27 protein-coding genes and 1 tRNA gene are annotated in these 24771 nt (G+C 52.2%); 4 read left to right on the forward strand and 24 right to left on the reverse strand.

From position 1 onward, the window contains the following. Window positions 1-47: 47 nt before the first annotated feature. Both EL29_RS11690 and EL29_RS11695 read left to right on the forward strand, forming a co-directional pair. Window positions 48-122 (forward strand) — tRNA-Arg (locus tag EL29_RS11690). 283 nt (window positions 123-405) lie between these two features. Further along, window positions 406-1224: a DUF4225 domain-containing protein gene (locus tag EL29_RS11695; protein WP_013026585.1), complete on the forward strand. Its 819-nt coding sequence runs from the start codon at window positions 406-408 to the stop codon at window positions 1222-1224. On the opposite strand, the gene EL29_RS11700 is transcribed toward EL29_RS11695, so the two are convergent. The 6 genes from EL29_RS11700 to EL29_RS11725 form a co-directional block, all read right to left on the reverse strand. Continuing rightward, window positions 1221-1544, reverse strand: a complete 324-nt coding sequence (locus EL29_RS11700) for a hypothetical protein (RefSeq protein ID WP_028715427.1) — start codon at window positions 1542-1544, stop codon at window positions 1221-1223. The two genes, EL29_RS11695 and EL29_RS11700, sit on opposite strands and share 4 nt — an antisense overlap. Before the next feature lie 757 nt (window positions 1545-2301). Then, window positions 2302-3015 carry a glycerophosphodiester phosphodiesterase family protein gene (locus tag EL29_RS11705; RefSeq protein WP_014594217.1) on the reverse strand — a complete coding sequence of 238 codons (714 nt, stop codon included), beginning with the start codon at window positions 3013-3015 and terminating at the stop codon, window positions 2302-2304. 15 nt (window positions 3016-3030) lie between these two features. Further along, the gene (locus tag EL29_RS11710) at window positions 3031-4140 is read right to left on the reverse strand and encodes an ABC transporter ATP-binding protein (RefSeq protein WP_022623453.1); all 1110 of its coding nucleotides are present in this window, start codon (window positions 4138-4140) and stop codon (window positions 3031-3033) included. A 5-nt stretch (window positions 4141-4145) separates the two neighbouring features. After that, window positions 4146-5210 (reverse strand): carbohydrate ABC transporter permease, encoded by a 1065-nt coding sequence (locus EL29_RS11715; protein ID WP_022623454.1) that lies wholly within the window; start codon window positions 5208-5210, stop codon window positions 4146-4148. After that, window positions 5210-6124 (reverse strand): carbohydrate ABC transporter permease, encoded by a 915-nt coding sequence (locus EL29_RS11720; protein ID WP_200870531.1) that lies wholly within the window; start codon window positions 6122-6124, stop codon window positions 5210-5212. The genes EL29_RS11715 and EL29_RS11720 overlap by 1 nt, the downstream gene beginning before the upstream one ends. A gap of 44 nt (window positions 6125-6168) precedes the next feature. After that, on the reverse strand, window positions 6169-7545 hold the full coding sequence (locus EL29_RS11725) for an ABC transporter substrate-binding protein (RefSeq protein ID WP_014594220.1): 1377 nt from the start codon (window positions 7543-7545) through the stop codon (window positions 6169-6171). A 60-nt stretch (window positions 7546-7605) separates the two neighbouring features. On the opposite strand from EL29_RS11725, the gene EL29_RS11730 reads away from it, so the two are divergent. Continuing rightward, the gene (locus EL29_RS11730) at window positions 7606-8796 is read left to right on the forward strand and encodes an ROK family transcriptional regulator (RefSeq protein WP_042676770.1); all 1191 of its coding nucleotides are present in this window, start codon (window positions 7606-7608) and stop codon (window positions 8794-8796) included. Between the two features lie 201 nt (window positions 8797-8997). Here EL29_RS11730 and EL29_RS11735 read toward each other — a convergent pair whose 3' ends face one another. The 17 genes from EL29_RS11735 to EL29_RS11815 all read right to left on the reverse strand — a co-directional run bounded on the left by EL29_RS11735 (window position 8998) and on the right by EL29_RS11815 (window position 22358). Further along, window positions 8998-9855: an MrpH family fimbial adhesin gene (locus EL29_RS11735; RefSeq protein ID WP_015699805.1), complete on the reverse strand. Its 858-nt coding sequence runs from the start codon at window positions 9853-9855 to the stop codon at window positions 8998-9000. A gap of 136 nt (window positions 9856-9991) precedes the next feature. Continuing rightward, window positions 9992-10525: a fimbrial protein gene (locus EL29_RS11740; protein ID WP_015699804.1), complete on the reverse strand. Its 534-nt coding sequence runs from the start codon at window positions 10523-10525 to the stop codon at window positions 9992-9994. 33 nt (window positions 10526-10558) lie between these two features. Next, window positions 10559-11062, reverse strand: coding sequence for a fimbrial protein (locus EL29_RS11745; protein ID WP_028715430.1), 504 nt, complete (start codon window positions 11060-11062; stop codon window positions 10559-10561). Window positions 11063-11071: 9 nt separating this feature from the next. Further along, window positions 11072-11584, reverse strand: a complete 513-nt coding sequence (locus EL29_RS11750) for a fimbrial protein (RefSeq protein ID WP_014605332.1) — start codon at window positions 11582-11584, stop codon at window positions 11072-11074. Next, a complete protein-coding gene (locus EL29_RS11755) occupies window positions 11574-12368 on the reverse strand; it encodes a fimbria/pilus periplasmic chaperone (RefSeq protein ID WP_014594226.1) in 795 nt (264 codons plus the stop codon). Before EL29_RS11755 ends, EL29_RS11750 begins: the two co-directional genes overlap by 11 nt. Next, entirely contained in the window at window positions 12347-13021 is a 675-nt protein-coding gene (locus EL29_RS11760) for a hypothetical protein (RefSeq protein WP_014605331.1), read from the reverse strand. The genes EL29_RS11755 and EL29_RS11760 overlap by 22 nt, the downstream gene beginning before the upstream one ends. Next, entirely contained in the window at window positions 13021-13239 is a 219-nt protein-coding gene (locus EL29_RS11765) for a FaeA/PapI family transcriptional regulator (RefSeq protein ID WP_014605330.1), read from the reverse strand. The genes EL29_RS11760 and EL29_RS11765 overlap by 1 nt, the downstream gene beginning before the upstream one ends. Before the next feature lie 161 nt (window positions 13240-13400). Further along, on the reverse strand, window positions 13401-13955 hold the full coding sequence (locus EL29_RS11770; RefSeq protein ID WP_028715431.1) for a fimbrial protein: 555 nt from the start codon (window positions 13953-13955) through the stop codon (window positions 13401-13403). Further along, window positions 13955-14533 (reverse strand): fimbrial protein, encoded by a 579-nt coding sequence (locus tag EL29_RS11775; RefSeq protein ID WP_217268014.1) that lies wholly within the window; start codon window positions 14531-14533, stop codon window positions 13955-13957. Before EL29_RS11775 ends, EL29_RS11770 begins: the two co-directional genes overlap by 1 nt. A 58-nt stretch (window positions 14534-14591) precedes the next feature. After that, complete coding sequence (locus EL29_RS11780; RefSeq protein ID WP_013026601.1) at window positions 14592-15341, reverse strand: fimbrial biogenesis chaperone; 750 nt, start codon at window positions 15339-15341, stop codon at window positions 14592-14594. Window positions 15342-15398: 57 nt separating this feature from the next. Further along, a complete protein-coding gene (locus EL29_RS11785) occupies window positions 15399-17873 on the reverse strand; it encodes a fimbria/pilus outer membrane usher protein (protein ID WP_152548270.1) in 2475 nt (824 codons plus the stop codon). 42 nt (window positions 17874-17915) lie between these two features. Next, the gene (locus tag EL29_RS11790; RefSeq protein ID WP_013026603.1) at window positions 17916-18452 is read right to left on the reverse strand and encodes a fimbrial protein; all 537 of its coding nucleotides are present in this window, start codon (window positions 18450-18452) and stop codon (window positions 17916-17918) included. 75 nt (window positions 18453-18527) lie between these two features. Then, on the reverse strand, window positions 18528-19103 hold the full coding sequence (locus EL29_RS11795) for a fimbrial protein (RefSeq protein ID WP_013026604.1): 576 nt from the start codon (window positions 19101-19103) through the stop codon (window positions 18528-18530). 1023 nt (window positions 19104-20126) lie between these two features. After that, window positions 20127-20495: a hypothetical protein gene (locus EL29_RS11800; protein WP_235193315.1), complete on the reverse strand. Its 369-nt coding sequence runs from the start codon at window positions 20493-20495 to the stop codon at window positions 20127-20129. A 56-nt stretch (window positions 20496-20551) separates the two neighbouring features. Further along, a complete protein-coding gene (locus tag EL29_RS11805; protein WP_029571443.1) occupies window positions 20552-21085 on the reverse strand; it encodes an RES family NAD+ phosphorylase in 534 nt (177 codons plus the stop codon). A gap of 321 nt (window positions 21086-21406) precedes the next feature. Continuing rightward, entirely contained in the window at window positions 21407-21736 is a 330-nt protein-coding gene (locus EL29_RS11810) for an STN domain-containing protein (protein ID WP_015699794.1), read from the reverse strand. A gap of 382 nt (window positions 21737-22118) precedes the next feature. Next, window positions 22119-22358 carry a hypothetical protein gene (locus EL29_RS11815; RefSeq protein ID WP_013026608.1) on the reverse strand — a complete coding sequence of 80 codons (240 nt, stop codon included), beginning with the start codon at window positions 22356-22358 and terminating at the stop codon, window positions 22119-22121. A gap of 265 nt (window positions 22359-22623) precedes the next feature. Between EL29_RS11815 and EL29_RS11820 the strand changes: the two genes are divergently transcribed. Continuing rightward, window positions 22624-23844: an L-lactate MFS transporter gene (locus EL29_RS11820; protein ID WP_028715435.1), complete on the forward strand. Its 1221-nt coding sequence runs from the start codon at window positions 22624-22626 to the stop codon at window positions 23842-23844. A 32-nt stretch (window positions 23845-23876) separates the two neighbouring features. Here EL29_RS11820 and EL29_RS11825 read toward each other — a convergent pair whose 3' ends face one another. Further along, window positions 23877-24752, reverse strand: a complete 876-nt coding sequence (locus EL29_RS11825; RefSeq protein ID WP_028715436.1) for an SMP-30/gluconolactonase/LRE family protein — start codon at window positions 24750-24752, stop codon at window positions 23877-23879. Between the last annotated feature and the right edge of the window lie 19 nt (window positions 24753-24771).

Genomic DNA, 24771 nt, shown 5'->3' on the forward strand with positions numbered 1-24771 from the left:
GGCGGTGTAGTGAATCCTGCCGCCTAACTGCGGTATACTGCGCTGGCGTCTCCTTAGTTAAATGGATATAACGAGCCCCTCCTAAGGGCTAGTTGCAGGTTCGATTCCTGCAGGGGACACCATGTATGCCTTTCTTCAAGTCTACTTAACCTCATTTTAGACATTCATCTGAACCCTTCTTCCTTCAGTTAAGCTACTAAAAACTTAGATGTGTCTTCATAAACAACATCAGGCCACTTACATGACGAAGCGTTAAAGACGAATCAATCTCTCCTGTCCTTCGCTACGTCAAATCCCGGGTTCATTGCCCCCTCTTCTTCAAACCTTGCTTTGGATGTATTTGTTTTGTTTCTTAACCCACGCTACTTTAATATTCGATAAATCCTGCTAAACAAAGGTATCGTTATGGACAACTACTGGGACAGAAACAGGCAATCAAGCTACTTTCTGACTATGGCAAGCCTGGAGGCCAACCACTTAGTCAATGTGGCAACATCCCTCTCACAGTTCCATCTCAAGGATGCCCTTGTTCGCCTGAAGTTTCAGGATGAAGTGCGAGAGTTTAGCCGCTCGCAGCTTCAAACCATCCGCACTGCTACCTCGGATGACAAATGTCAGGAGTGCATCCAAAATCTCAAGCAGGAAACCCAAAACTTGAAGATTCAAGACAGGATGCTCAGAACAGGAGAAGCTGTCGTATCGTCTTCTGTGCAGTTTTACCATGACCATGAAAAAGTCATTGGGTATGTCATTGACGGTATCGGCGTCGTGCTGAGTGGCATGCAAATTGTTGCAGGGGTTGGTCTAATCGTAGGCTCTGTAACAACAGGCAATGTTATCGGAGTAGTGGCAGGCTCAGCCCTGGTGATGAATGGTGTGGGTTCTGGGATTGAGAGTATAGGTAAGCTAAGTGGTGTGCCTCACCCATCTAACCCAGTAAGAGATAAATATGAAGACGCAGCCGATTTTCTCGGTTTTGATAAGCGCTTAGGATTGTTAACCTACCAGGTCGTGGACCTGACAACATCATACTATGGCCTTTTCAAGCTTACCCTAAAACCTGAAGCATGGAGGTTATACAAATATCTACCAACCGATCACTATCGCAAAGTCCAGCTTCTGAGTAAACCAGCACTCGCTCTCAAAGGTTTGGGTGCTATACACAAGGGAACTGGAATAGGTATGAACCTTTACCAAATGAAAAACAATCCTGCACAGAACTAATGTTTATTCTTCCTGATAAATTTGTATGATTTCCAGGCTAAGTTAAGAGGCGTGACGAAATACACCACGAAGAAAGCGAAAGTCAGGACGATGATGTATGGGATGGCATTTGAAGAGTCTGCATTAAAAATGCCGTTCAATCCAATTAGAGCCAAAATAACCAGAGCAATGACCCCTCCCCAAAAGCGTTTGCTAAGATCAATCACGAGACTCTGAAGTGTTTCTTTTTTAGATTCATCTTTGTTAATGATGCTTTTGAGTTTACCGATATTCTTGGCAGAAAAACCGTTATCGAGAAGTTTTTGCTCAAAATCGTTCATTCAGTGCGCCCTGAGTCGATATGGTATTAAATTTATCATATCATAGCTTAAAGTTAAGATGCCACATGTTCTGTTGACGGAGAATTATCATCGAATTCTTTTATAGGAGTAATCCAGCACAGCAATCATATATCAATGTATTTAAAGAAACATATCACTCCCAAGCTCTTTTCTTTACGTCAAATCATTGCTTTTAATAAAGATTGAAAATTAAAAAATAGATATAACCTGGTTGCTTTATAAAAATTCAGCACATCCAGGGCAACTTTTCAGATCGTTTCAGACAGAATGAAAACCTTGCCTGAACAAAAAAACCATGACACTCATCACACAATTAAGATATAGCCACCAAGCTAAAACCTTCTCAAAAATATCTAAAGATAGAGAATGTCAGAATATTTTTCGCTTTTCCTTTTTCACCCTTAATGAGTTTCAAATTGAAATTAGCATATAAAAAAGAAAATATTTTTCGGCATGCATATATAAAACTTAAATGTAATAATAAAAAATAGCACCATTTAAAAAATCATTTACGTTAAACATCTTTTCGCTTATGCGTACAAATTACATCCTTTGGAAATACACTTTTATCAAATCAGAATTCACTATCCAAATATTCTCTTCATTGTAAAAACCTTGCACTACCTTCGTCCAATTCAAACATCGAGATTATTTTGATTTCAAAGCAGTATTTTGCTTCGACGTTCTAAAGGTGCTTCCCAATGAAAAACACCTTCAGGTGCGCTATTCGATCATATTACATGGCTGTTTGATTACGTATTGTACTAAAAATATCCGGCCGATTAAGGTTAATATAATCGACGCCCGCCGCCGCGATTTCCTGATGAATTGCTATGTCGTCACCACCGTAATAAACCATGATTTCAAGCTCGGCCTGACGGCTCGCTTCAAGGATGGCTCGATTACGCATCTGTTCTACGCTCAACTCAATGAGCGATGCATGATGGACGGTTCTCACAAGAGAGGGCGACATCGCGATATCAAGGGTGATCATTTTACGAAAGTCCGGCGCGGCGGCCTGAAGACCGCGGCGCATTTCCTCGGAAAACGAAAAGAAGAATGTGTCACGGACCATACCGAGATCCCGTACCAATGCAGCTACTTTAGCCGGATCGCAGTATTTCAGCTCGATATAAACGCCCGCACGACCGCGCAAATGCTCAAGATAAGCATCAAGCCGCGGCACCATGGCACCTTTAAAGCGCTCGTCGAACCCGCTTCCTGCATCCAGCGCATCGATATCGCGCGATAAAGCATGACCCACAGGGCCGGTGCCGTTAGTGGTACGATCCAGCGTTTCATCATGGATAACGTAGAGCACGCCATCGGCACTTTCTCGCACATCCAGCTCAATGTAATCAGCCCCCTGTTCCAGCGCCAGGTCTGCGGAAAAGAAGGTGTTCTCTGGCGCGAAATGGTTGGCGCCACGGTGTGAGACGATTCGGGTCATTAGGGTAATTTCCTGTTAGCTGGCAGCATGGACATGTTTGCCGGGATGGCAGAATACGGAGAGGTTGGCATGAAGATCGACGATGCGTTTACCGGACAAATTAAAAATCAGGGTCAGCGCGGATTGGCATGCGATACCGATTCGGGAACCGGGCGCATGACGCACTGCTTCACCGTATTCCAGTGCATGGAGCCTGCCGGCTGGCGTGTCGATCGTGTAAAACACTTCGCGTCCCATCGGCTCAACGGTCATCACCTCTCCACATAGCGGCGCATCATCAGGGGCAACCAGGCTGATATCCTCTGGACGCAGACCAAAACAGACGGGGCCATCGTATCCGTGATTCAGTTCGAGTGACATTTGTCCCAGTTGCAGGAAGCGCCCCAGGGCTTGCCCCTTCACCAGATTCATGGGCGGCGAGCCGATAAATCCTGCCACAAAGAGATCGTCAGGACGTCGGTAAAGATCCTCGGGCGTACCGATCTGGACGATTTCGCCCTGATTCATACAGATAATCCGATCGGCCATGGTGATGGCTTCCATCTGGTCATGAGTGACGATCAAGGTGGTGAAGCCAAGACGTTTCTGAAGGTTCTTAAGCTCTGTCCGCATGGTGATACGGAGTGTTGCATCAAGGTTAGAAAGGGGTTCGTCAAGTAACAGGATATTCGGTTCCTTGACCAGGGCGCGAGCCAGCGCCACGCGCTGCTGCTGCCCACCTGAAAGCTGCGACGGACGTCGATCGAGTAGTGCGCTGATTTGTACAAGACTGGCCGCTTCTTCCACGCGCCTGGCGATTTGATCTCTATCTAATTTTTTAAAGCGCAACGGAAACGCGATGTTCTCACGCACCGTCAAATTCGGGTAAAGCGCATAAGACTGAAAGACGATACCGACATTACGATCGCGGGCATCAATGCGATTCACATTGTGACCGTCAAACGCGATCTCACCACTGCTCGGCGCATAAAGCCCCGCCAGCAGAAACAGCGTCGTTGATTTACCACATCCAGATGGCCCGAGGATGGCGACGAATTCGCCGTTCTCAATGGTAAGATTGATCGGTTTCAGGACCTGGGTCTCGCCCCAGTTTTTGGTGACATTGTTGAGAGTGATCGAGGCCATGACAATTATCCCTTAATACCGCCAAAACTCATTTGGGTGATGTATTTCTGCGTGAAGGTGTAGAGAACGAGCACGGGGAGCAGGTAAATAATGCCGACGGCGGCGATCATGCCGTAATCCGCGCCGGTATTGTCCTGTGCAACAAAGAAGAGGTAGAGGCTCATCGTCATCTGGCTTTTGTCGATGAGTAATGTCTGAACAAAGACGTACTCCTCCCAACCGCGCAGAAAGGTAAAGGTGGCGATCGCAATCAGTCCGCTGCGCACCTGGGGCAACACCACCATGCGGAAGGCCTGAAAACGGGTGGCACCATCAGTCACCGCACTCATCTCAATATCCCAGGGCACGCCGTCAAAAAAGCCTTTAAGAATAAAGATCGCATAGGGCAGTTCCAGCGCACTCATGACCATCACCACGCCGGAGAGATGGTTGAGCAGGCCCATATAGTGGAGCTGGATAAAGATGGCGATGGTGAGTGCCAGCGCGGGGAAAGCATGTAACAGCAGCAAACCGCGAAGAAAATTTTCCCGGCCGGCAAAGGCAAAGCGGGATAGCGCGTAGGCTGCTGGCGTGGCGACGATCGTCACAATCAGCGTCTGAGAGACGGCAAAGATCAGGGAGCTGCCCAGTGCCGTCCAGACCGACGGCATCAGATCCACACGCGTTGTGCCGGTATTCGCGATATCCCGCAGCCAGAGAAACCGGTAGTTGTGCAACGTCAGATAGGGCATCAGAAAGATCATCACGAGGAGCAGCACGGTGATGCCGAGCGCACTCCAGGACAATACCGGCCTGCGCAAGCGCTCTGCCATAAAAGCAAGCACGATCGCGCCGAGATAAGCCACGCCCGCAATGGCGCTGGTGCGCCAAAGAACAAGCCGACTGATAGATGCATCAGAGGTGGTCAGGGATTTCGCAAGAAGCCAGAGGTAAGGCAGCAGGATCGGAACCGAAATCAGCGTCAGGAAGAGAATGACCACAGAAAGGAAGCCGACACGATTGACGGTACCTCTGCGTTCAAGACGGGCCCATTTCGATGTGGCAACCGATGTGGTTTGGACGAGTGACATCACAATACCTCGATTTTCGGCGCGGCGAATGTCGCGCGCATATTGCTGACACGCCACTGTATTAAGGTCGCGGCGACGCCGATCACCATCAACCCCAGCGCCAGGGCCGCACCATAGGCATAAGCACCATTTTCAAAGGCACGACGGTAGATGTAGAGCGCATAAGGTGTGGAGTCGTAAACGGGACCGCCCCCGGTGATGAGCAGAATGTATTCGTAGGTCGTCATCAGGGAGAGCCCCTGATAGATCGTAATAAATCGAATGGGCTGAGACAGCGCGGGGGCCACAACATAACGCAGCACGCCCCACTCGCTCGCCCCATCTATCCGTGCCGCATTGGCAAGATGTGAAGGGATGGAACGAATCGCTGACGTCAGAATGACCATGGCAAAGGATGCGCCGACCAGGCCATTTGCCACCACGATCAGAAACAAGGGGAAATCATTGCGCAGATTCATCGGCTGCAGCCCGAAGGAACCCGTTATCTGATTAAGCAAACCGGACGGCGTGGGATCGGCCACCCATATCCACAGAATGCTGTAGAGCACGGCCGGTGACATGCGCGGCAAAAGCCAGAGACCGCGAAACAGATTCCCGAGTCGGTCAGGGATTGTCGTTGATGTGATAGCCAGCAGCGCACCCAGCCCGACATTGAAAAGAAACAGCGTCGCCGTTACATAAATCAGCGTTGTTAGTAGCACGCCAGGAATACGCGCATCACGCGACACAATCCGCTCAAAGTTATGCAGTGTAAATTGACCGACCCGAAGATTCGCGCCCATATCGGTAAAGGCGATAACGGTATTGACGATGATGGGCGCCAGGAAAAAAACGACCAACAGCGCGATAGCGGGCGCGAGATAGAAGACGGGCCGGGCGGGTCGGTGCGCCCGTGGCTGGAACTGCGACATCATCTCACCTCCCTCAATATTAACGATCGCATTGGGCGGGCTAAACCCTATTTGCTGGCAACGGACGAACGGATTTCTATATCGTCGCCGAACTGCAGTTCTAACTCTTCAGCGATAAAATCCACGGCCTGTTTTGCGGTCATTTTCCCTGTTTCCACGGCCTGAAGGCCGCTGAACAGTACCTTGTTGTAGCTGCCAAACTGCGTCTGATTGGGCACGAACTTCGCATGCGCCATCATGGGCGAGGCAGCAGACAACACCCAGTTATCCCGGTATTTCGGCATCGCCGTTTGCGCGTTGCTGATGGCGGTGTGATAGGAGGTTACGGCATGTTCGTTGTTAAAATAGGGCAACGTTGCCAGTGCCACGAGTTCGGCAGCGATGTCGGCATTTTTACTTTTGGCATTCACCGTATAGAGAAGCGGATGCGACAGGTTTGAGGGCTGGCCGCCCTTTTTGGCCGCGGGAGCAGGAATCCAGCCTATCTTATGAAAATAACCGTCTTTGTCCGACGGCCAGACGGCCCCATTTTTGTCACCCAGTTGCCAGGCTACCGCCCAAACGCCCTGGTGGAAAATAAACGCCTTCTCCTGCTTGAACGCACCCTGAATGGCATCCCAGCTCATCGCCGTATTATCGACAGGCGTAACGCCCTGCTTAGCATTACGCGCATACCAGCCAAGGGCGTCGGCCATTTCCGCTTTGGGGAAGATGAGTTTGCCGGTCTTCTCATCCATAAATTTCACGCCGTATGACTGAAAAACCATAAGATAATCAATACCCACGTTCGGGCGGTGCAGCATGCCATACTGGGCCGCTTTACCGTCCACGACCTCTTTGGCCAGCGCAGTCAGATCGTCAAGCGTAAAATCACCGGATTCCACCCTGGCAGGGATAGCGTTAATAAAAGCTTCATCCTTGCCGATTTTTCTCAACATATCTTTGTTGTAGAAAAACATGCGTATTTCGGCATCCTGCGGTATGCCATAAATCTTGCCATCGTTTGCTTTTGCTGCATCCCACAGCACAGGCAGGATATCGCTGTAGACCCACGGCGCAGCAGCGATCTTATCGTTCATTTGCAAGGCATAACCGTCCTTAGCAAACTGGCCAATCCACTCATGAGGCAGTACATAGATATCCGGCCCCTGCCCGACGGACATCGCCTTCAGCATGTCCATCGCGAAGTCGTCCCAGCCTTTGACCGCACTGCTGTTGGCCTGAATCACAATATGTTTATCGACACCCGCAGCCTTGAATTGCTTGTTCATGATGTCGGCGGCATCTTCAATATTGGTGATGCGGTTGGGTGCGCTGCGCTCAGCAAGCGTGGAGAGTTTGATGGTGATCTCTTCGGCATGGGCAATGCCGACACAGAGCGCGGAAATCATTACGCTTGCCAGGAGAGTGCGTTTTTTCGACATGGTTTTTATTCCCGTTGTACCTATTATTTAAGTAAGTTAATTTATTTAAATGACAGGTTCATGACCACGCGACAACGACAGGGAGAAGCGGCATTGACTTCATCGAAGCATTGGGAAGGAATCGGAACAACGCAGTCTGCGGTGCTGCGTTATCTGCGTCGCAACCACGCCGCATCGCGTGCCGAGCTCGCCGAGGGCTGTGGCGTAACAGCGGCGGCCGTCAGCATGATGACCCGCGATCTCATCAGGCGAGGGATCATCGTCGAAGGGGCGCGTCGCCCGTCTGGCCGGGGCGCTCCGCACATTGATCTCACGCTGAATTCCGCCATTGGTTATGCCGTTGGAGTTCATGCCAGCCGCTTCTCCATTACGCTGATGCTGCTTGATTTCACAGGGAAGCGGGTTGACGAAATTGAGCTGCGCGGCCTTTACGATACCTTCGCCACGGCCCGATCAGCGATTCAGAAGGGGCACAGAGCCCTGCTTGAGAGAAACCACATTCCGGATACTTTAGTGATTGGTGCAGGCATTGCCATGCCCACGCGATTCCAGCGGGGCGTTGCTCCCCTTCATCTGGCTCCCGAGGTGCTTTCCTGGGATGAACCCGGACTGTTCGAGTCCATTCAGCAGGCGCTGGGCTGTCCGGTGTTAATTGAGAATGATGCCAATGCTGCAGCGATGGGTGAAATGGCACTGGGTAATGCGGCTAATCATGAAGACTTTCTCTATCTCTATCTGTCAGAAGGCGTCGGCAGCGGCATTATTCTGGGTAGACAGCGTTATCGCGGTCATCTTGGCAACGCGGGCGAAATTGGTCTGTTACTGCCACTCGACAGGCCCCGCCCCTCCTTTACTGACCTTGCGGCATGGTGTCAGCATCGCCTCGGCCAGATACCGGATGGGCGCTCACAAGACATCTGGCAGCGATTCCTTACTGAAAACGTCAGCGTTCTCGACGAATGGATCGAACGAACAGGCCCGGAAATCGCCCGTCTGGGCTTTATGCTGAACGCTGTTCTTGCCCCTGCGGCGATCTATGTGGGGGGAACACTGCCTCAAAGCGTTCGTGAACGGCTCGCGGTCTGGCTCGACTTCTCCAGGCTGGATAGCTTAAAGGGCAGCCGTGTCGTGCAACCCGAGATCTGCCTGCCGGATATCTCCGCCACGGATACCGTCGCATTTGGGGCCGCCGCCATGGTTCTGCATAACGTTGCCCAGCAGGATGGCGGGGATCGCCAGGGATTTAGCTGACATCTCAGCCTCATTGAGTGGTTAAAATGCAGCGCCCATGAGTGGGCGCATTCAGCGTGAAAACAGTTGCTCCCTGTTACCCTGACTCAGAGGGCGATGATTAACAGGCCTGGCTTCCCACAGGCGTTTAGATCCGACCAGAATGGCCCGTTCAACATTGTGCCCTGTCAGGCCCGGTAAATATCAATCCTGCCAGCACGATTACGGGTAGGAAATAAACAGTATTGCTGTACTGTTAAAAGCCCCTGCCACAGGTTGCCCCTTCAATTCCGCTTGCAGCTTATAAGTCGTTGAGCCTTGCTCCGTTGAAACCAGCCTTTGGGATTGTATCAACTGCCCATCGATAGTTAATTCGGCTTTCATGCCGTTACTTAAAGGGACAGAGGAATCTTCACTTGTCAGATCGATAATATAGTTGGCCGGTCCCGAGCAATACACGCTGATATCCTTTTCCCGCGACTGTCCTTCAGCCTCTCCCACATGGACTATGCCAAAATCGATATCCACATTAGGAGTTTCCATCGCGCACCAGGTTTGGGTCGGCGGCGATAACTTGCAAGAGTTATAACTGGAGGTAAACGTTGTGCCGAGCACCGAATTAACATCATTGAGATAGCGTAAACAAACCCGGCCGCGCGTCAGCCGCGAATCTGACCCCACATTGTCAGGGACGGTCGCCATATATTGCCCGCCTGGATCTATTTTCTCATGCAGACAATCGATAAATTGATGTATGTCATCGGTGGGGCAGCCTTCCCCGCGAGCAATGATATTTTCGGGTGGCACACTGGTATTCCCGGGGCCTGCACAACTGCCACCACTTTGTGTGCACCAGTAAAAATAAATCGCAATCCCTGAGTTTGCCGTAACGTAGTGAGGTTGATGGGGATCGATGTAACTCGTGGCGCGTCCGACATGAAATTCGACCTGTGTGCCGGGCACTTTTTGCGTGTTACCCACAAAAATCGGGAAAGGTGCATTCTCATGCAATAAGGCTTTCACCGGGCATGACGAAAACAGCAGAAAAAACACGCTGGTTAGGAAATAAAAAAAACGCATGAGGTTTCCTCACAGACTATTCATTACAAAAGGCCTTAAGCTCCGCCTTTCGCCACAGGATTCGCGACAGAGAGGCGCCTTGAGTGAAAACCGCGCCGCGTGGGCGTCACCTTTCAAGTTAAGGCACCCGCCGTTTTCACTGAAACTCAGCGCGTAACGTTACCCTGGCCGTGAAATCGCCTTCATCCAGCTCCGCACCTTCACGCTGAACCAGCACGGCTTCTATCTTCGGTAGCGTCTGGCCATTCACCTTGTACGCTTTGTTGAGTTCAAACGCCGCATCGTCGATATACAGTTTCACGCCCAGATCCGCCTGCTCTGCGGTCACGACCGTTGCGCTCTCGTTATCAAATCCTGCCGCTGTACCGGCGACGGTTAACACCAGGTTCCATGCCAGATTACTGCTATCGCACTCCAGCCCCGGGTTAACGGCCTGGCGATACAGACCATCGGGAACGCTTTTAATTCTGATGCTTTCCCCAAAGCTGATTTCCAGCGTGCTGTCTCCGTTAAGGATGCAGGACGGCGGGGTGATAAGCGTTCCTTTGAGCGCAAGATTGTTCGCGTAGACATCGGGTGCAATCAGGGCTAATCCCCCCAACAGCAGACTGCCCACCCGTATTCCGGGCCACCGATGTCGACCTTTCGCATATCCTTCATAACCAGGCATCCTGACTCCTTGATTTGTCATGATGTTCCATGTTTACAGGTAATTCGCTATCAAAGACGCGACGACGCTGAACTCTCCGCCGTTGAGCGTTACGCCCTCCTGCCTGACGGGCCGAACGGTAAAGGTGAGATCGGGCATGCCCTGCGCGCTGACGTTCGTTTGGATCCAGTCGTTGAGTGGCATCGTTCTGTCACCATAGATCAGGCGAAAACCGAATCCCGCCTGATGACCGGCAAGCAGTTCAGGGTTGAACGCCGAGGTGATGCCATCAATGCGCAACCGCACATCGCGTGAGCTGCAGTCCAGCGGAACCACAACCTCCCGGCTGTAAACATTGCTGTTGTCATCGTCCAGCCGGGTTGTCATCACATCATCACCAAAATTCACCGTGATGGTGTCACCGTTATTAACGGTGCAGGGAATACGTTCGATTAGCGTGCCGCGAAACGTCACATCCGCCTTCGGGTTCTCACTGGCTGCGTTAACCGGCAAGCAGAATACGGCGCTAAACACGAGCGGAAGATAAACAGGGTGCATGCTGGCTCCTTACTGATACTCAAACACCATCGTTCCATTACCTGTAAAGGTACCGGCCGTGGGCAGAGCGTTGTTCTGTACTGCCAGCACGGCCCATAATTCGGGCAACGTGCCGTCGTTATAATTGAATGCAACGCTGCTGCCCGGCGACAGCGCGGCATTCTCATGCATTAACTGAATACCCAGTGCCGATTTGCTGGTTGCAAGCAGCGAAGTATTAAACGCAGCCGGTTCGCCGATAATCGTGACTTTTAGCCCCTGTTTAGCCAGGGATGTACACAGCAGGCTGTACATGATTCGTGTCTTTTTATAATCAACGCCGTTTATTCGGCTAATCACCACATCCTCACCAAAGTCCACCTCGATGGGTTCCTGGTTGTTGACCACGCATTCCGGCGTCTCCACCAGAATGCCGCGGATGGTCAGCGTGGTCATATCCCCATTGTTAACCTCTGCCTGTACGCTGCTCGCCATGAATGCAGTCAGCAGCAGAAGGCTGCACAGCCTGAATTTAGCTTTCATTGCGCTCCGCCTGCTGTTGCCTAAAGGAAATCTCATTCGGTATGCGCGATTTCTCTGCCTGGCAGGTGTTGCCGTTGCAAATAAACGGCAACAACCGTTGGCTGCCGTAATCGCTGACGAACATCAGAACCGGCGTGCTGCCTAACTCACTGACGGTCGGACTGAGCAGTTGGCGGCTTTTCGGTGCCACCATGACGGGTTCAAAACGTGCCAGTCCGCTTCCGGTCAGGCTTCGTCTGACTTCGACGAAGGAAAAATGGTAGGGCGTTGGGTTGTGCACTTCATACTGGTTTCCCTGCTTAATCAGCGTCAGGGTTTCCGTGCCGGGGACCGTATCTGACATCGGATCCACGTTCAGTCCTTTAGGGCGATAGAAGACTTTGAGCCGGATCTGCATCGCCAGCGTCAGGACGTTGGCTTTAGCCGATTTTGGCGGTATTTCCCGCAGATTAAGGTAGAAAACGCTTTCCCTGTCTGTCGGCAGCGACGAGATGGCCGGGAGAACCTGAATACGCACCAGCGTCTTGCCGCCCGCTTCAACACGCTGCACCGGCGGCAATACCATCAGCGGACCGCTGATTTTTTTTCCGTCTACATCTTCCATCCAGCCCTGCGCCAGGTAGGGATCTTTTTCATTGCGGTTGGTTACGTTCAGGCTGATCGACTTTTCCCCCTGATTAAGGATCAGGCGCGATCGATCAACCGTCAGCGCGCCATGGGCATTCACACTGCCTGCCAGCGCCAGAATGGCCCAGAGCTTTATCAATATCGCTTTTGTCCACATAGCAAAATGTCCTGTTGTGTTTCCGGCTGCCCGAGGCAACGCCTGTCTCTTTGCGCAGTCGGCGTGATGTTCTGCGGGATGCCGCCGCGCTGTTCCACCGCCTGCCCGTGCGCTAACCGGGCAGGTTTCAGCAGGTAATCGCTTTTAAGGCCGCGCAACAGGCGAAAACGAATCAGCAGAGAAACCGGCCCTGTTGCCCCAATTTTCTTCATCACAGCCAGTCGAATACCGCTGTCACGTTTACTGTGTGACTGGTGTGGTTTGCCCTGTATAAAGGCGCGCATATAGATCACTTCACGCCGGGTCAGGTAAATGGCCTCTTTTTTTACCGGCACCTTCAGGTGCGCGCATCGCGCCTTGATGTAAAGTTTCTCCATCAGTGCCTGCCGGGATTCGCCCGCGTCTGACAGCAGGATGCGCTTCGGATCCACCAGGCCGCTTAACACCGACAGCACCGGGTTACTGCCGGCAATCACAATCATGCATCCCTTTGCGAGCCGTGGATTCATGCTCCAGGCGAGCAGCGCTTGCATCGTCGGAAAGTAGAATCCCTGAAGGCGAATCTGCTTGCCCAAATGGTCTGACAGCGCCTGCTGTATCGCCTCAAGCCCAAGCTGGAAGAAGGCGTTTGAACACACACTTGTGCCAGTCATCAACGACCCGCCCAGCGCCGGGCCGCCCCCCGCCAGGGCTTTTCACGCGGCAGCGCCTTGACCCGCCCTTCTTTCTCAAGATCCAGCAACAGCAATCGGGTTTTGTACACGCTAATATCCAGCGCGTCAGCGATGTCTCGGGTGGACAGTCCCTTGTCCACGTCCCTGGCGGTGCCCAGCACGGCAAGGCACTGTTGTTTCAGGCGTTCGTTACGCATATCACCTCCCTGATCAGTACCCGGCCGCGCACGCTGGCCGGATGAGTTTGAGTACCGGCTTGATGGCCTTGATCTAACAAGCTGAAGATATTCAACGGCTGTACCTCCTGATGCTGTGCGCTTTGCGGCCTTGACTACAAGGCGGCAGTAACGGTGCTGTTTTATTCGTATTGCAACTGAAAGGTGATCATTGCACTGTATTCCCCTAACGTGACCTCGCCATTTGCGGCCGTACGCTGCAATCGGGCCAGCCACTCCAGCCGATTTTCCGTGTCGGTGAGTTCAACAGGCGGCTGAAGCACACCGGGAAGTACCGCGTTACCCTGAGCATCGTTGACCGCCAGCCCCAACCCTTCCACCGTGCCATTCAGCGCAAAAAGTGCAGGATTTACGGCGTTTTTATCGCCAAAAAACGTGACGCTTACCTGCGAGCCGACAGACAGGTCACACTCTTTTAGCGCAATGGAAAAGTCGACCGGATAGGACTGATGATTGGTGGTAAAGTGCCGGGCGACGATGGGCGAGAAGGCTACCGTCTGATCCACCGAATCCATGTCGACCAGACAGGGCACGGCAAGCAGCGTTCCGCGGAACACAACGTCCGTTGATCCCGCATCCGCTTTCGCCCTGACCAGCAGCAGCGCGGTGAACATCGTGAGGCCAATCGCTATCAGCAAACCACTGCCCGCGCGACGAAAACGGATTAGGTTCTCCATCACTCGTACTCCATGCCAATGTTGATAACGGCCTGCCACTCGCCCGCTTCCAGCGGATCGCGGTTACGCCAGAGCTGTGCTTTGAGTACCAGGTCATTGCGCCCCTCGGCAAGCGGAACGGGTTGGCTTAACAGGCCGGGAATCAGGAGGTTACCTAAAGGATCCTCCATGCGCAGAGAAAGACCGGATGCGCCTTTTATGCTGAAAAATCGCGCATCATCATTGGCCCTGTCGCCGAGGAGACGCAGTCTGACTGAGCGCTGATCGGCGAGCCATAACCTGTGGCGCAGGTCCTGTGGGGTGCCAGAATGCCGGGCGCCGCTGGGACAGTGATCCAGTACGAGATGAATATCCACGGGCACAGTGACATCGCCTGTCTTGTTTAACGCCGCTAACGCAACAGGGCTGAGCGTAATATGCTGAACCTGAGATTCCGGCATTAATACACAGGGCGAGGTGATCAATGAGCCTGAGGCCTGCAACATTCCTCTTAGCGTATTTTCCCACCGGGCTTCCCGTCCGTGAGCTCGCGGGAACGTGGATATCAGCGGCACTGCGATCAGGGTTATTGCCATCATGTGTTTCCATCCGACATAGAGTTCAGACGCTCGCACTATCACTATTCTGTCTCCTTATTCAGTGCTGAGTGACGGCCACGGGATCGGCCCGACATACCGAGCCCTGGCAGAGAAAGGGCAGAACAGGTTTTCCACCAAAATCATTAATGGTGATAATTTGCGGATCGCGGGAAACCGAGGACTTCACCGTCTCGCTCGACATCGGGGCGATCATGACGGGCACAAAGCTTTTCTCAACAGCACGGTTGCCTTTACTGATAATCCCCAGCAACGTCATGTAATAAGGTGTTGGGTTCTCCACGCGGAAACCGCCTTTCACTTTGTGCAGGACTAACTGATCATCATGGCGGCTGAAGCGCTCAGGGGTGATGCTGGCTGGTCGATAGAACAGTTTGATTCGGGTCTGCAGGGCCAGTTGCAACACGTTAGCGCGGTCGCTGCGCGGCGGAATTTCCCGGACGCTGAAATAAAACACACTTTCCCTGTCCTGCGGCAGCGAGGCGGAAGAGGGCAACGCGGTAATGCGAATGACGCTCTTTGCGCCCGGCTCCACGCGCTGCACGGGCGGCGTGACCCTGAGATAGTTGGTGAGCTTATTGCCCTGTGCATCTTCCAGCCAGGCCTGAGCCAGATAGGGCTCTTTCTGATTGTCGTTGCTGATATTCAGGATGAGATTTTTTTCGCCTCCGTTAAAAATGGCGCGCGTGCGGTCAAGGGCAATGGCGGCCTGCGCTGTTTGCCCTGCCAACGTCGCCAGCACACTCGTTATCAACAGTAATGCCCACCTATCCTTGCGTCTTTTCATCATCTCGTTTGCACCTTGTATACGTTTGCTTTCAGATCCCAGACAGGCTGCATGGGAAGGTTACTCGCAGGGCAGCAGCAGTTGACTGTCGGGGATGAGTGACGGAAGCGTTGCCCGGCACTGTGCCTTGTCGCTCCAGAACAGCGTCAGCACCTCGTCGGGTTTAACCCCTGAAATCCAGGCTAAGCCCGCTTCACTCACCATGCCTAACTCCTGATCTTTTGCATTGCGCACGCTGGCCCCGAAAGGAGGAAAAGTGCCGTCAGCCATCGCGACAGTCGCCACGACTTTCGCGCCCTTGAGCACGTCAAAACGGCGGAAACCAATCGCCCCTTCGGTCAGTGAAACTTCCGCAACGGGCGCGCTACTGATTTCGATGTCATCCGGCAACCGATTCACATCTACCTTGACCGTGGCGCGATAGTAGCCGGGTACGGAGGGTTCCACGGCCAGGCCAAATCGGTTGGTCATGCCATTACGGCCCACCGGCACATTCGCCACGCCATCAGTGCTGACCAACACTCGGGTGCCTCCTCTGACGCTGCTGCCATGGAGCGCGCCCCCTTCGCTGGTCGCTGTCAGGCCGCCGCTAATCGACAAGCCCGCTGAGGTATAGCCGTTCTGCTGCCAGCCCAGATTGGCGGTGATGTCTGCAGCCGTTCCTGTGTGGCTGTACAGCCCGCTCGCCTGGGTCGTGATGCTCTCGCTTTTTCCGCTTCGCGTTCCGGCCGACAGGCGATAACTGTCACCGTTTTCCAGGCGTTCATACCATCCTGCGGTTTGGCTGTAAGTCTGTTGACTCCAGTTGCCGTTGTAGCTGGCCGTCCCCTGACCAAAAGGAACACTTATCGTTAGCCAGAGCGCATCATCCTTACGGCCGTAATCGCGCGTTCGCACGGCGGAAACGGTGGCGGACAGATTGCGCCAACGGTTCAGATCGAAATAACGACTGGCAGAAAGGCTGTAACGGTCGGCACGCGGGCGATCCCAGTACGTCTGGTGAGACCAGCTCAGGTAGGCAGAAAGGTTGAGATCCGTAAAACTTTTGCTCGCCGTAACGGTATAAAGTTCTTTACTGCTGCCCGTTACGCCATTGCGATAGCGCGCGTCAAGGTACTCCGTCATGGTCATGTAATTGCGTTCGGAAAAACGGTAGCCCGCAAAGGTCAAATCGCTGTTGAAGTCGTCAAAGCGCTTTGAATAACTCAAACGGTAGGAACGGCCCTGTAAATGTCCCCTGTCCGGTAACGATGTTGCAGACTGGGTGATATCCGCTGAGAGCGCACCAAACCGGTAAAGATCACGCGCCACACCAATGGCCAGACTGTGATAGTCCGCAGAGAAAATACTCCCGCCATACAGTGACCAACTGTTAGCCACGCCCCATGATATTTCGGCGGTGCCAAATGTCGGCCCTTGCACATGGTGGTGGAAATCGGAGGGTCGCCCGGTGGCCAGCTTGTAACGCACCTGGCCCGGCCGGGTCAGATAGGGCACGGTGGCGGTGGTGACCTGAAAGTGTTGTACGCTACCGTCCTGCTCTTCCACCTTTACGTCCAGTTGCCCACTCACCGCACTGCTGAGTTCCTGCACGCGGAACGGTCCTGCCGCCACCATGGTTTCGTAAATGATCCGTCCCTGCTGGCTGATGATGACTTTGGCATTGGTGCGTGCAATGCCACTCACCTCCGGCGCATAGCCGCGCAGCCTGGGGGGCAGCTGGCTTTCATCGCTGACCAATGACGCGCCGGTGAAGCGCCATGTATCAAAAATATCCGATCGAAGATAATCCTCACCCAGAGTGAGTTTCGCCATAAGCGACGGCAGCGCGCGATAAAGGTAAAAGCGACTCCAGTCGATACGTTGGGTCGTGCCACCGCTGGAGCCGCCTGTCTTGTTGTAGTTAGCCTGCCAGTCGCCTCGCAAACGCCAGGGGCCGCTGTTTGCACCGAGCGTACCGGTGGCACTGGCTCGCTGTGACTGACTGCCGTGTACCGGACGGGTGAAGCTGGTATTGATGTTATAATCCAGCATTACCCCCGGTACGCCATTCTCCCAGCGTGAAGGCGGCAGCCAGGTGGCATCCTGATATTCGAGCCAGGCCTGGGGTACCGAAATATAGAGCGACGAGGTTGAAAGATCGCCGCGCAGCCTGACACCGTCCAGCGCGGAAAAATCAGCGCAGTCGTCATCATGGTCAAAGCTTATCTTTGCCAGCGCATCGTGCTTAAGACCGAGTAACTCAACCTGCTGAGGCGTCAGACAGGCCTGCACTTCTTCGGCACCTTTCTTCTCTTTAAACACCACCTCCTGTTCAATGATATTCCGCTCATTCAACCGAAGTGTGAGACTATAGGTACCCGGCATGATGTAACCCGCACGGGCGAAACGGGATAAATCAATATTATTTCGATCTTCGGCATCAAGAATGTCAGTATTAAATTCAACAGCGCGTGTATCGCCGCAATAACCCGACATCGTTATTAAAACGCTAAAAAAAAGACAATATCGATGTAATAGTTGTGGTTTACCCATTTACGTTATCTTTTGTTATAGCGAATCGTGCAAGAAAGGGATTTACTGATAACTCAGCATAAAACGTATTGCACCCGCCCAGTCGCCTTCTATATAGACTTTTCCATCCGGAACCACCTGCATAACATAATCAAACTGATGTTCATTCTGACTCAGGACAACGCTGTGCATAGGTATGCCCGGCAATGCCTGCTCGCCGTCACTGTCAGTCACTTTGAGTGCAATCCCTTTGGCCTCGCCCCTTAGCGAAAATAAAGAGGGCGCGTGAGAAACCGCCTCACCTGAAAAGGTGAACGCTATGCTTCGCCATTTATCTTCGTCTCTAAGATCACAATTCACTAAGCGAATGGAAAATCGTTTTTCATTGAGCCCATTATTATTCTCTACGATATGCGGCGTAAGTGAATCGAACACAAATTCTTGCCAGACATCTTCAGTATGAATATTGCACGCCGATGTCAGAATCTGACCATTAACGTAAACACGGCCCTGCCCCTCATCTTTAATCGGGGACGCCTGGACAGTGAAATGGCAAATAAAAAAGATGAATAGCGTCAAACGCAAATAAACAATATGCATCCTGTTTATGCCTGTAGATAACTCCCCTACCCGGTCATGAGCTGACCGGGTAGGGGAAACGTTTGTGATCAGCTCTTAGTCATACGCCAACGTAAAGTCAGCAATCGAGGTAAACTCACCGGATTTAATCGCATTATTGTCGTCCAGTCCCTGCAGATAGGCAGAGAATGCCAACGTATTATTGCCTTCAATTAAGGTACGGGCTTCACTGGAACCGCCAACGGGAATAATTGCGCTGGACGCGTCGGTGATCACCACGCCCGCACCGGATGCGGTGCCCATAATGCCGAACTTATTATTATCTGTGGAGCCATCGGATTTTACTGCAGCCGTTCCACCGAAGGTCACTTTCACCGTTGGCGAGGTGATAACAGTGTTACCATTGCCATCGTCGGTGCTGTTCATGCGGCAGTTTTCCAGATCAATAGTGAAAACTTTTGGGCTGGATGTTCCTTGATCTTCTAGCTGTCGAGCTGAAATCTGGCCCAGTTCAACAGTTTGTTTTTCGCTGTCACTCCCGATGGAACATGCAGCATCAATGATATGACCATGGAAAGTGATTTTTCCCTGTCCCTGATTGGCCGCATGCGCACCTGTTGCGCCCATTCCCAGAGCAAGCATCAAAACCACTGCAACTTTATTAATTTTCATACCTATTTAATCCCGTTAATTGATTAATGCAATAACAAATAAATATCATCAAACAGATCAATATCTATTTAACAAATATTTATACATTTAACAAAAGCATAGAAATTAATTAATAACACACCTTAAAACTGGCAAAGCCAATTATGCATTGGAGTTTTTGATTTACAAACAAAATAAAGAAATTAAATGTATATACGATCTTTAATACTAATTTAATCTTGCCGCAAAGTAGATAAAACCAGATAAATTTAAACTATAGTTTATTATCTCATTAAAGTGTAAAAATGTAGAATTAAAGATCGAAAAGTAAAATACATCAGAGTTACATATTAATTGAGACGAATATTCTTAAGGGCATCTGCTTTCTTCTCAAAGTGATAACATTCCCAATATAGATTCGTGCGCGCACAGCACGCGTTCGTTATGATGACGCCCATGTCTAAAAATTATGACTTGATACAAACCACACGGTTAATAATTATTCCGGATAATATTATCCTTTTTCGAAATTATTTCATTGCACCTGACCTCCGCTTGTGAAAAATCCGATCGTTTCCAGCTCCGCCAGCGGCATTTTACCTGCGGATGTGATTTTAAGGCGTACCCTGCGCCGGTCGCATTGCATGATGCCGCGGTTGGCGAAAGGCCGGTTTTATGACGACATAGTAAAGCCCCCAAACCACATTGATTCGTTAAAAACATTCATAAATAAAAAAATAGTTTCTGAGGGGCATGTTTACAGTCTGGCAGGGAAATGCCGGTTAAAGCGCGTGACGTGCCGGGCGCAAATATCGGCAGGGATAGCGAGCATAACGTCCATCCTTTCTGTGATTTCCGGACACAGGCTTTAGTAAAGCTAAAGTAGGGTATTTTCGGTTAAAGAGTGGAAAAGCGTATAATTGTGAACGGCGTTATAAATATGAATTATGAAAATAGAAAAGCATTGCTTTTTTAGTTGTTTTTAAGGCTACTGACAGTGAAATCAGATTATCCATTTTGATCAAAACATTAATTTGTCAGGGTTCATCCGCGTTTACAGAGTTGCACCGCCACGCGATCCAGCGCGCGGTCATAACTGGCCCGCTCCGCCGCACTTAAAAACCCCTGGACTTTCACCCACCGGGCACTGTCTTTGCGCACCTGTGCAATGTCCTGCCACAGCGCGCGGGCTTCTGGCTGCGTGAGCTGGCGCGCTTTCCGGGCATTGCCGATATCGGCCTGTAGGACATCGGCACGCATAACAATGTGCGCCTCACGCACGTCTGTCATGCTGCCAACTGGCGCCGCCATCAGCTGATGCTGCACATTGAGGTCGCATCCCGGATAATCTGGCGCTGTCGCCAGGGCCATTAATGGGAGGAACGAGCACAGCAGCAGAGAAGCGGTTCTCATGTTATTCACCTGTCTGAAGGGTTTCAGAGGGGAGGTTTTCGGCTGCACTGCACCCGTTATAATCCCCATTTGGGGCCATTCTGTGAAAGCGTGATCGTAATAGGTTTGCCGCATACCGCAACGCATGGCGCATTATCTGTATTCCAGCGGAACAGACAGAGGTGCCAACCGCCGGGAATCATACGGGAACAGTCAATTATCCCATCGGCGCCTAATGCTCTTGCTCTGTCCGCATTTTCCCAGGCGTCCGGCGTTTGTCCCTGCTGCAGCGCGGGACGCCAGGGGCGATTCGATAGCTCAGGGATAATTCCCATTTGCAGACAACGCGCTTTATCCCGCTGATCGACAACCCTGGCCCCCATCACGCGTAGCGGAATGAGCACGCGCGGTAAGCCATCTTCCCGCATGTAACCTGAAACCGCGATTACAGACCATTCAGGCCTGGGGCTCATATATAACGCTGATTGCCCCTGCCGATGATAACGACCAGCACTTTGCAGCCCGGGCGCAGCGAGGACAGCCCGGGCATTCTCAGATAACACCGCGCGATAAAACTGGCCCGCAAGGGGCAAAAAAGCGTCAGGGTTCATCGTTCTCACCTTTTAACGTGCCCGTGAGGCATTCAGGCGGGTTAGCCTAAATGCTCTCAACGCTCCGCTGCGGGCCCCAGTGGTGTTTTTTGGCAGAGGGCGGATTGCACCGCTCCTGTGTACCCGGCAAATAAAAGTGACCGTCTGTTGAGCGTGGCGTGCCACCGGGACAGCCCGCCATCCCGCGTTGCCCGTTCTTTCCTGGAAGGCCACTTCCGCCATTGCTGTCCGCTCCGCCATGACCGGCGTAGCAGGCTGACACGGATAAGAGCCACACCATTCCTGTTAGCGCCGCTAAGTTACGCATATTCTTCGCCCTGATTATTCAACGGTGATGGTGTCCGGTTTTTGCGCCACGATGGTAAGTGAGGTGCCTTTAATCGCCTGACTGACCGCTTCCCGAATCGTCATGGTTCCCTGCACAGGATTGACGTGGACAGCGCCGGTTCGTGACAAGTCCGTCTCAATAAAACAGCCAGATGCATGGGCTAACTGCTGTGCCGTTTCGTCAAAGCGTGGGAAATTTATACTGTAAGTCCCTTTGACGTCACATTTACCCAGAGGAATGTGACCATTGGATGAAGGGCTGCATGCCGTAGCGAGGATAGCGAGTATCATTACGCCAAGGCACTTGAGGGGGACTGAATTCATAAACCTCTCCGGCAGGGAAAACAGGCATTCATTATTCCCACAACGGGTGGAGCCTGTCAGCAGGGGGAATATGTCTGAGTGTGATCACAGGTCCGCGGGCGTCTTCCATCCGATTCTTTGAACCGCCCCGTCCTGCGTCAGACTCACCAGAGCGCGGGCCGCAGCATCGGGAAGCGCCACAGCGCGAGACAGATCAGAATGTAAAGTGAAACGGCAGCCGGGTCAGGGAAGAGAGATCACTGGGGGAGATGAGGAGGTCGATGCCATCCCTGGCTTTACCACGATTTTACGGTCAGTTTTCAGGTGTGCTGTACGCGTTACGATTACGCGCTGTGCGTTACGCTGAACCGTACCGGGCGTGGAACCCTTTCCTGTCAGAGCCTCATGCCCATTGTTGCTGCTGATTGACAAGATATTGTGGTTGATTGATCGCCTTGCGCGCAATCCAGTAGAGCAGAACTCGCTCATCGTCGCTGTCACGATCCGCCATTGACAATAATTTTAGCGCCAGCGTAGATTTCGTGACAGGCTGCTGCTCTGTGCTCAATTCGATCACTGCCTGACCGATAATGCAGCAAACTTCATCCTCACTGGTGATGGATTCATATGTCCGGTCTTTCATATTTCCTCCTGTTGAATGGACTTTAAGCCTGGCAAAAAAACACGCAACCTGCCGGTAAAAACCGCTACCTGTAACATTCCCTTACGTCTGTTTACCTGAACTCATCACATGGTTAGTCTGGTTACGTTTATCGCGCCTGCCATTCATGCCGCTCTCACGGCATTTCATTCCATTCTGCATTCCGTTCATGCTCTTTTCCCTCCCGCGCGTCAGGCATTTGTTTAATCTGGCCGCAGTTTCCAGTTTTCCTGTGGGAGTAAAAATAATGAATGAGCGACAACAGGCTGTTGGTCAGCGTACACGCTGGTTAACCCTTTTCGGCACAGTGATTACCCAGTTTGCGTTGGGATCGGTTTATACCTGGAGTTTGTTTAACGGTCAGCTGTCGCAAAAGCTGGCGGCATCGGTGAGCCAGGTGGCCTTTTCATTTGGATTACTGAGTCTGGGCCTGGCGGTAGCCTCTTCGCTTGCCGGTAAGCTGCAGGAACGTTTTGGTGTCCGTAAGGTGACGATTGGCGCGGGATTAATGATGGCGCTGGGCTTATGGCTGACTTCACATGCCGATAACCTGGTCATGCTGTACCTGAGCGCAGGCATTCTACTGGGGCTGGCTGACGGCGCAGGTTACCTGATGACATTGTCTAACTGCGTGAAATGGTTTCCTGAACGTAAAGGGATGATATCCGCCTGCGCGATTGGTGCCTACGGCCTGGGCAGCCTGGGTTTCAAATTTATCTGTGGAGCGCTACTGGCTGAGTTTGGGCTTGAAAAAACCTTTATTCTCTGGGGGTTATTAGCCATGACGATGATAGTTATCGGTGCGCTGATGATGCGCGATGCGCCATTGCAACGTTCGTCAACGGCGCAACATCAGGCAACCCGCAATTATACGCTCGCTGAGTCAGTGCGCCTTCCGCAGTACTGGATGCTGGCGCTGATGTTCCTGACGGCGTGCATGAGCGGGCTTTACGTCATTGGCGTCGCCAAAGATATCGGGGAAGGCCTGGTGCACCTCAGCACTCAGACAGCGGCTAACGCGGTCACCGTCATTGCCGTCGCTAACCTGAGTGGTCGGTTGGTGCTGGGCGTCCTGTCGGACAAAATGGTTCGTATCCGGGTTATTTCCCTGGCCCAGTTGATCGCTCTGACAGGCATGAGCGTATTACTGTTTACGCACATGAACCAGACCACCTTTTTCCTGTCGCTGGCCTGTGTCGCCTTCAGCTTCGGCGGCACGATTACCGTGTTCCCTTCCCTGGTCAGTGACTTTTTCGGCCTGAATAACCTGACGAAAAACTATGGTCTGATTTATTTGGGGTTTGGCATTGGCAGCGTGTTGGGATCGCTGGTTGCCTCACTGTTTGGCGGTTTTACCGTGACGTTCAGCCTTATCATGACGCTATTGGTCATGTCCTTACTGCTGTCGCTCACTATCCGGATGCCGCAGAGTCAGTCCGGGAGCGCGCCGCAGCTGCAACGCCAGTAATTTCAGAGGCCAGGACAGCCTGGCCTCCCTTTTTAGCCGCGAAACAGCGGTTCCTCTATGCCGGCCACGTCCAGCTCAACCGCGAAAATATCTCCCGATTCCGGGTAACGTTCCCGATCTTCTTTACTGAGATTTTCTCGTGAACTGGTGATATACAACGTCTTTAACTCGCTGCCGCCAAAGGCCACCATCGTTGGCCATTTAACCGGCAGCCTGATCTCATCGACGATTTCACCACTCTGAGGATGGATGCGCACAACCCGGCCGCCATCGAAGAGTGCCGACCAGTAAAAACCTTCGCTGTCTACCGCTGCACCATCGGGTAAACCGCCGCTGGCGTCAAAACGTCGAAAAACCTCCCGCTCGCCCGGTTCGCCCTGCGCATCCAACGGATAGCGGTAAAGCACTGCATTGGGCGTATCCGTGTGATACATCCATTGGCGATCGGGGGAGAATGCCACGCCGTTTGAGATCTTGATATCACGCGCTTTCACCTCTAGTTTCAGGTCTGGCGTCACACGGCACAGCAAACCGCCGTTTTTATCCTGTGGCTCCCACAAGCTGCCGCACCAGAAATTGCCCCAGGGATCGACACGTCCGTCATTGAACCGGCTTTTCTCCGCGATACCGGGATTATCAGCCACTTTTTTCTGTGGTTTGCCCTGCTCATCCAGCAGCCACACGCCACCGCGCAGCGCGGCGATGATACCGCCCTGTTCACGCAAGCCTATGCACCCTACCTCCTCCTGCTGAGGAAAGGTCGTCAGTTCGCCACTAAGGGGATCAAAACGATGAATCGCCGGTGCCAGGATATCAACGCACCACAATACCTGCTCCTTTACCGACCAAAGCGGGCATTCCGCTAACTCCGCCTGAAGTGGCAGAATATTTTTTACCTTGTGAGCCATGTTTGCCTCCCTTTATAGA

This window comes from Pantoea ananatis LMG 2665 (assembly GCF_000710035.2).
In the GTDB taxonomy this organism is placed as follows: domain Bacteria; phylum Pseudomonadota; class Gammaproteobacteria; order Enterobacterales; family Enterobacteriaceae; genus Pantoea; species Pantoea ananatis.

Excerpts from the sequence above, each read along its gene's own strand:
- EL29_RS11695 (WP_013026585.1), top strand. The coding sequence starts at position 406 with ATGGACAACTACTGGGACAGAAACAGGCAATCAAGCTACTTTCTGACT.
- EL29_RS11700 (WP_028715427.1), bottom strand. The coding sequence starts at position 1,544 with ATGAACGATTTTGAGCAAAAACTTCTCGATAACGGTTTTTCTGCCAAG.
- EL29_RS11705 (WP_014594217.1), bottom strand. The coding sequence starts at position 3,015 with ATGACCCGAATCGTCTCACACCGTGGCGCCAACCATTTCGCGCCAGAG.
- EL29_RS11710 (WP_022623453.1), bottom strand. The coding sequence starts at position 4,140 with ATGGCCTCGATCACTCTCAACAATGTCACCAAAAACTGGGGCGAGACC.
- EL29_RS11715 (WP_022623454.1), bottom strand. The coding sequence starts at position 5,210 with ATGTCACTCGTCCAAACCACATCGGTTGCCACATCGAAATGGGCCCGT.
- EL29_RS11720 (WP_200870531.1), bottom strand. The coding sequence starts at position 6,124 with ATGATGTCGCAGTTCCAGCCACGGGCGCACCGACCCGCCCGGCCCGTC.
- EL29_RS11725 (WP_014594220.1), bottom strand. The coding sequence starts at position 7,545 with ATGTCGAAAAAACGCACTCTCCTGGCAAGCGTAATGATTTCCGCGCTC.
- EL29_RS11730 (WP_042676770.1), top strand. The coding sequence starts at position 7,606 with ATGACCACGCGACAACGACAGGGAGAAGCGGCATTGACTTCATCGAAG.
- EL29_RS11735 (WP_015699805.1), bottom strand. The coding sequence starts at position 9,855 with ATGCGTTTTTTTTATTTCCTAACCAGCGTGTTTTTTCTGCTGTTTTCG.
- EL29_RS11740 (WP_015699804.1), bottom strand. The coding sequence starts at position 10,525 with ATGCCTGGTTATGAAGGATATGCGAAAGGTCGACATCGGTGGCCCGGA.
- EL29_RS11745 (WP_028715430.1), bottom strand. The coding sequence starts at position 11,062 with ATGCACCCTGTTTATCTTCCGCTCGTGTTTAGCGCCGTATTCTGCTTG.
- EL29_RS11750 (WP_014605332.1), bottom strand. The coding sequence starts at position 11,584 with ATGAAAGCTAAATTCAGGCTGTGCAGCCTTCTGCTGCTGACTGCATTC.
- EL29_RS11755 (WP_014594226.1), bottom strand. The coding sequence starts at position 12,368 with ATGTGGACAAAAGCGATATTGATAAAGCTCTGGGCCATTCTGGCGCTG.
- EL29_RS11760 (WP_014605331.1), bottom strand. The coding sequence starts at position 13,021 with ATGACTGGCACAAGTGTGTGTTCAAACGCCTTCTTCCAGCTTGGGCTT.
- EL29_RS11765 (WP_014605330.1), bottom strand. The coding sequence starts at position 13,239 with ATGCGTAACGAACGCCTGAAACAACAGTGCCTTGCCGTGCTGGGCACC.
- EL29_RS11770 (WP_028715431.1), bottom strand. The coding sequence starts at position 13,955 with ATGGAGAACCTAATCCGTTTTCGTCGCGCGGGCAGTGGTTTGCTGATA.
- EL29_RS11775 (WP_217268014.1), bottom strand. The coding sequence starts at position 14,533 with ATGATGGCAATAACCCTGATCGCAGTGCCGCTGATATCCACGTTCCCG.
- EL29_RS11780 (WP_013026601.1), bottom strand. The coding sequence starts at position 15,341 with ATGATGAAAAGACGCAAGGATAGGTGGGCATTACTGTTGATAACGAGT.
- EL29_RS11785 (WP_152548270.1), bottom strand. The coding sequence starts at position 17,873 with ATGGGTAAACCACAACTATTACATCGATATTGTCTTTTTTTTAGCGTT.
- EL29_RS11790 (WP_013026603.1), bottom strand. The coding sequence starts at position 18,452 with ATGCATATTGTTTATTTGCGTTTGACGCTATTCATCTTTTTTATTTGC.
- EL29_RS11795 (WP_013026604.1), bottom strand. The coding sequence starts at position 19,103 with ATGAAAATTAATAAAGTTGCAGTGGTTTTGATGCTTGCTCTGGGAATG.
- EL29_RS11800 (WP_235193315.1), bottom strand. The coding sequence starts at position 20,495 with ATGAGAACCGCTTCTCTGCTGCTGTGCTCGTTCCTCCCATTAATGGCC.
- EL29_RS11805 (WP_029571443.1), bottom strand. The coding sequence starts at position 21,085 with ATGAACCCTGACGCTTTTTTGCCCCTTGCGGGCCAGTTTTATCGCGCG.
- EL29_RS11810 (WP_015699794.1), bottom strand. The coding sequence starts at position 21,736 with ATGAATTCAGTCCCCCTCAAGTGCCTTGGCGTAATGATACTCGCTATC.
- EL29_RS11815 (WP_013026608.1), bottom strand. The coding sequence starts at position 22,358 with ATGAAAGACCGGACATATGAATCCATCACCAGTGAGGATGAAGTTTGC.
- EL29_RS11820 (WP_028715435.1), top strand. The coding sequence starts at position 22,624 with ATGAATGAGCGACAACAGGCTGTTGGTCAGCGTACACGCTGGTTAACC.
- EL29_RS11825 (WP_028715436.1), bottom strand. The coding sequence starts at position 24,752 with ATGGCTCACAAGGTAAAAAATATTCTGCCACTTCAGGCGGAGTTAGCG.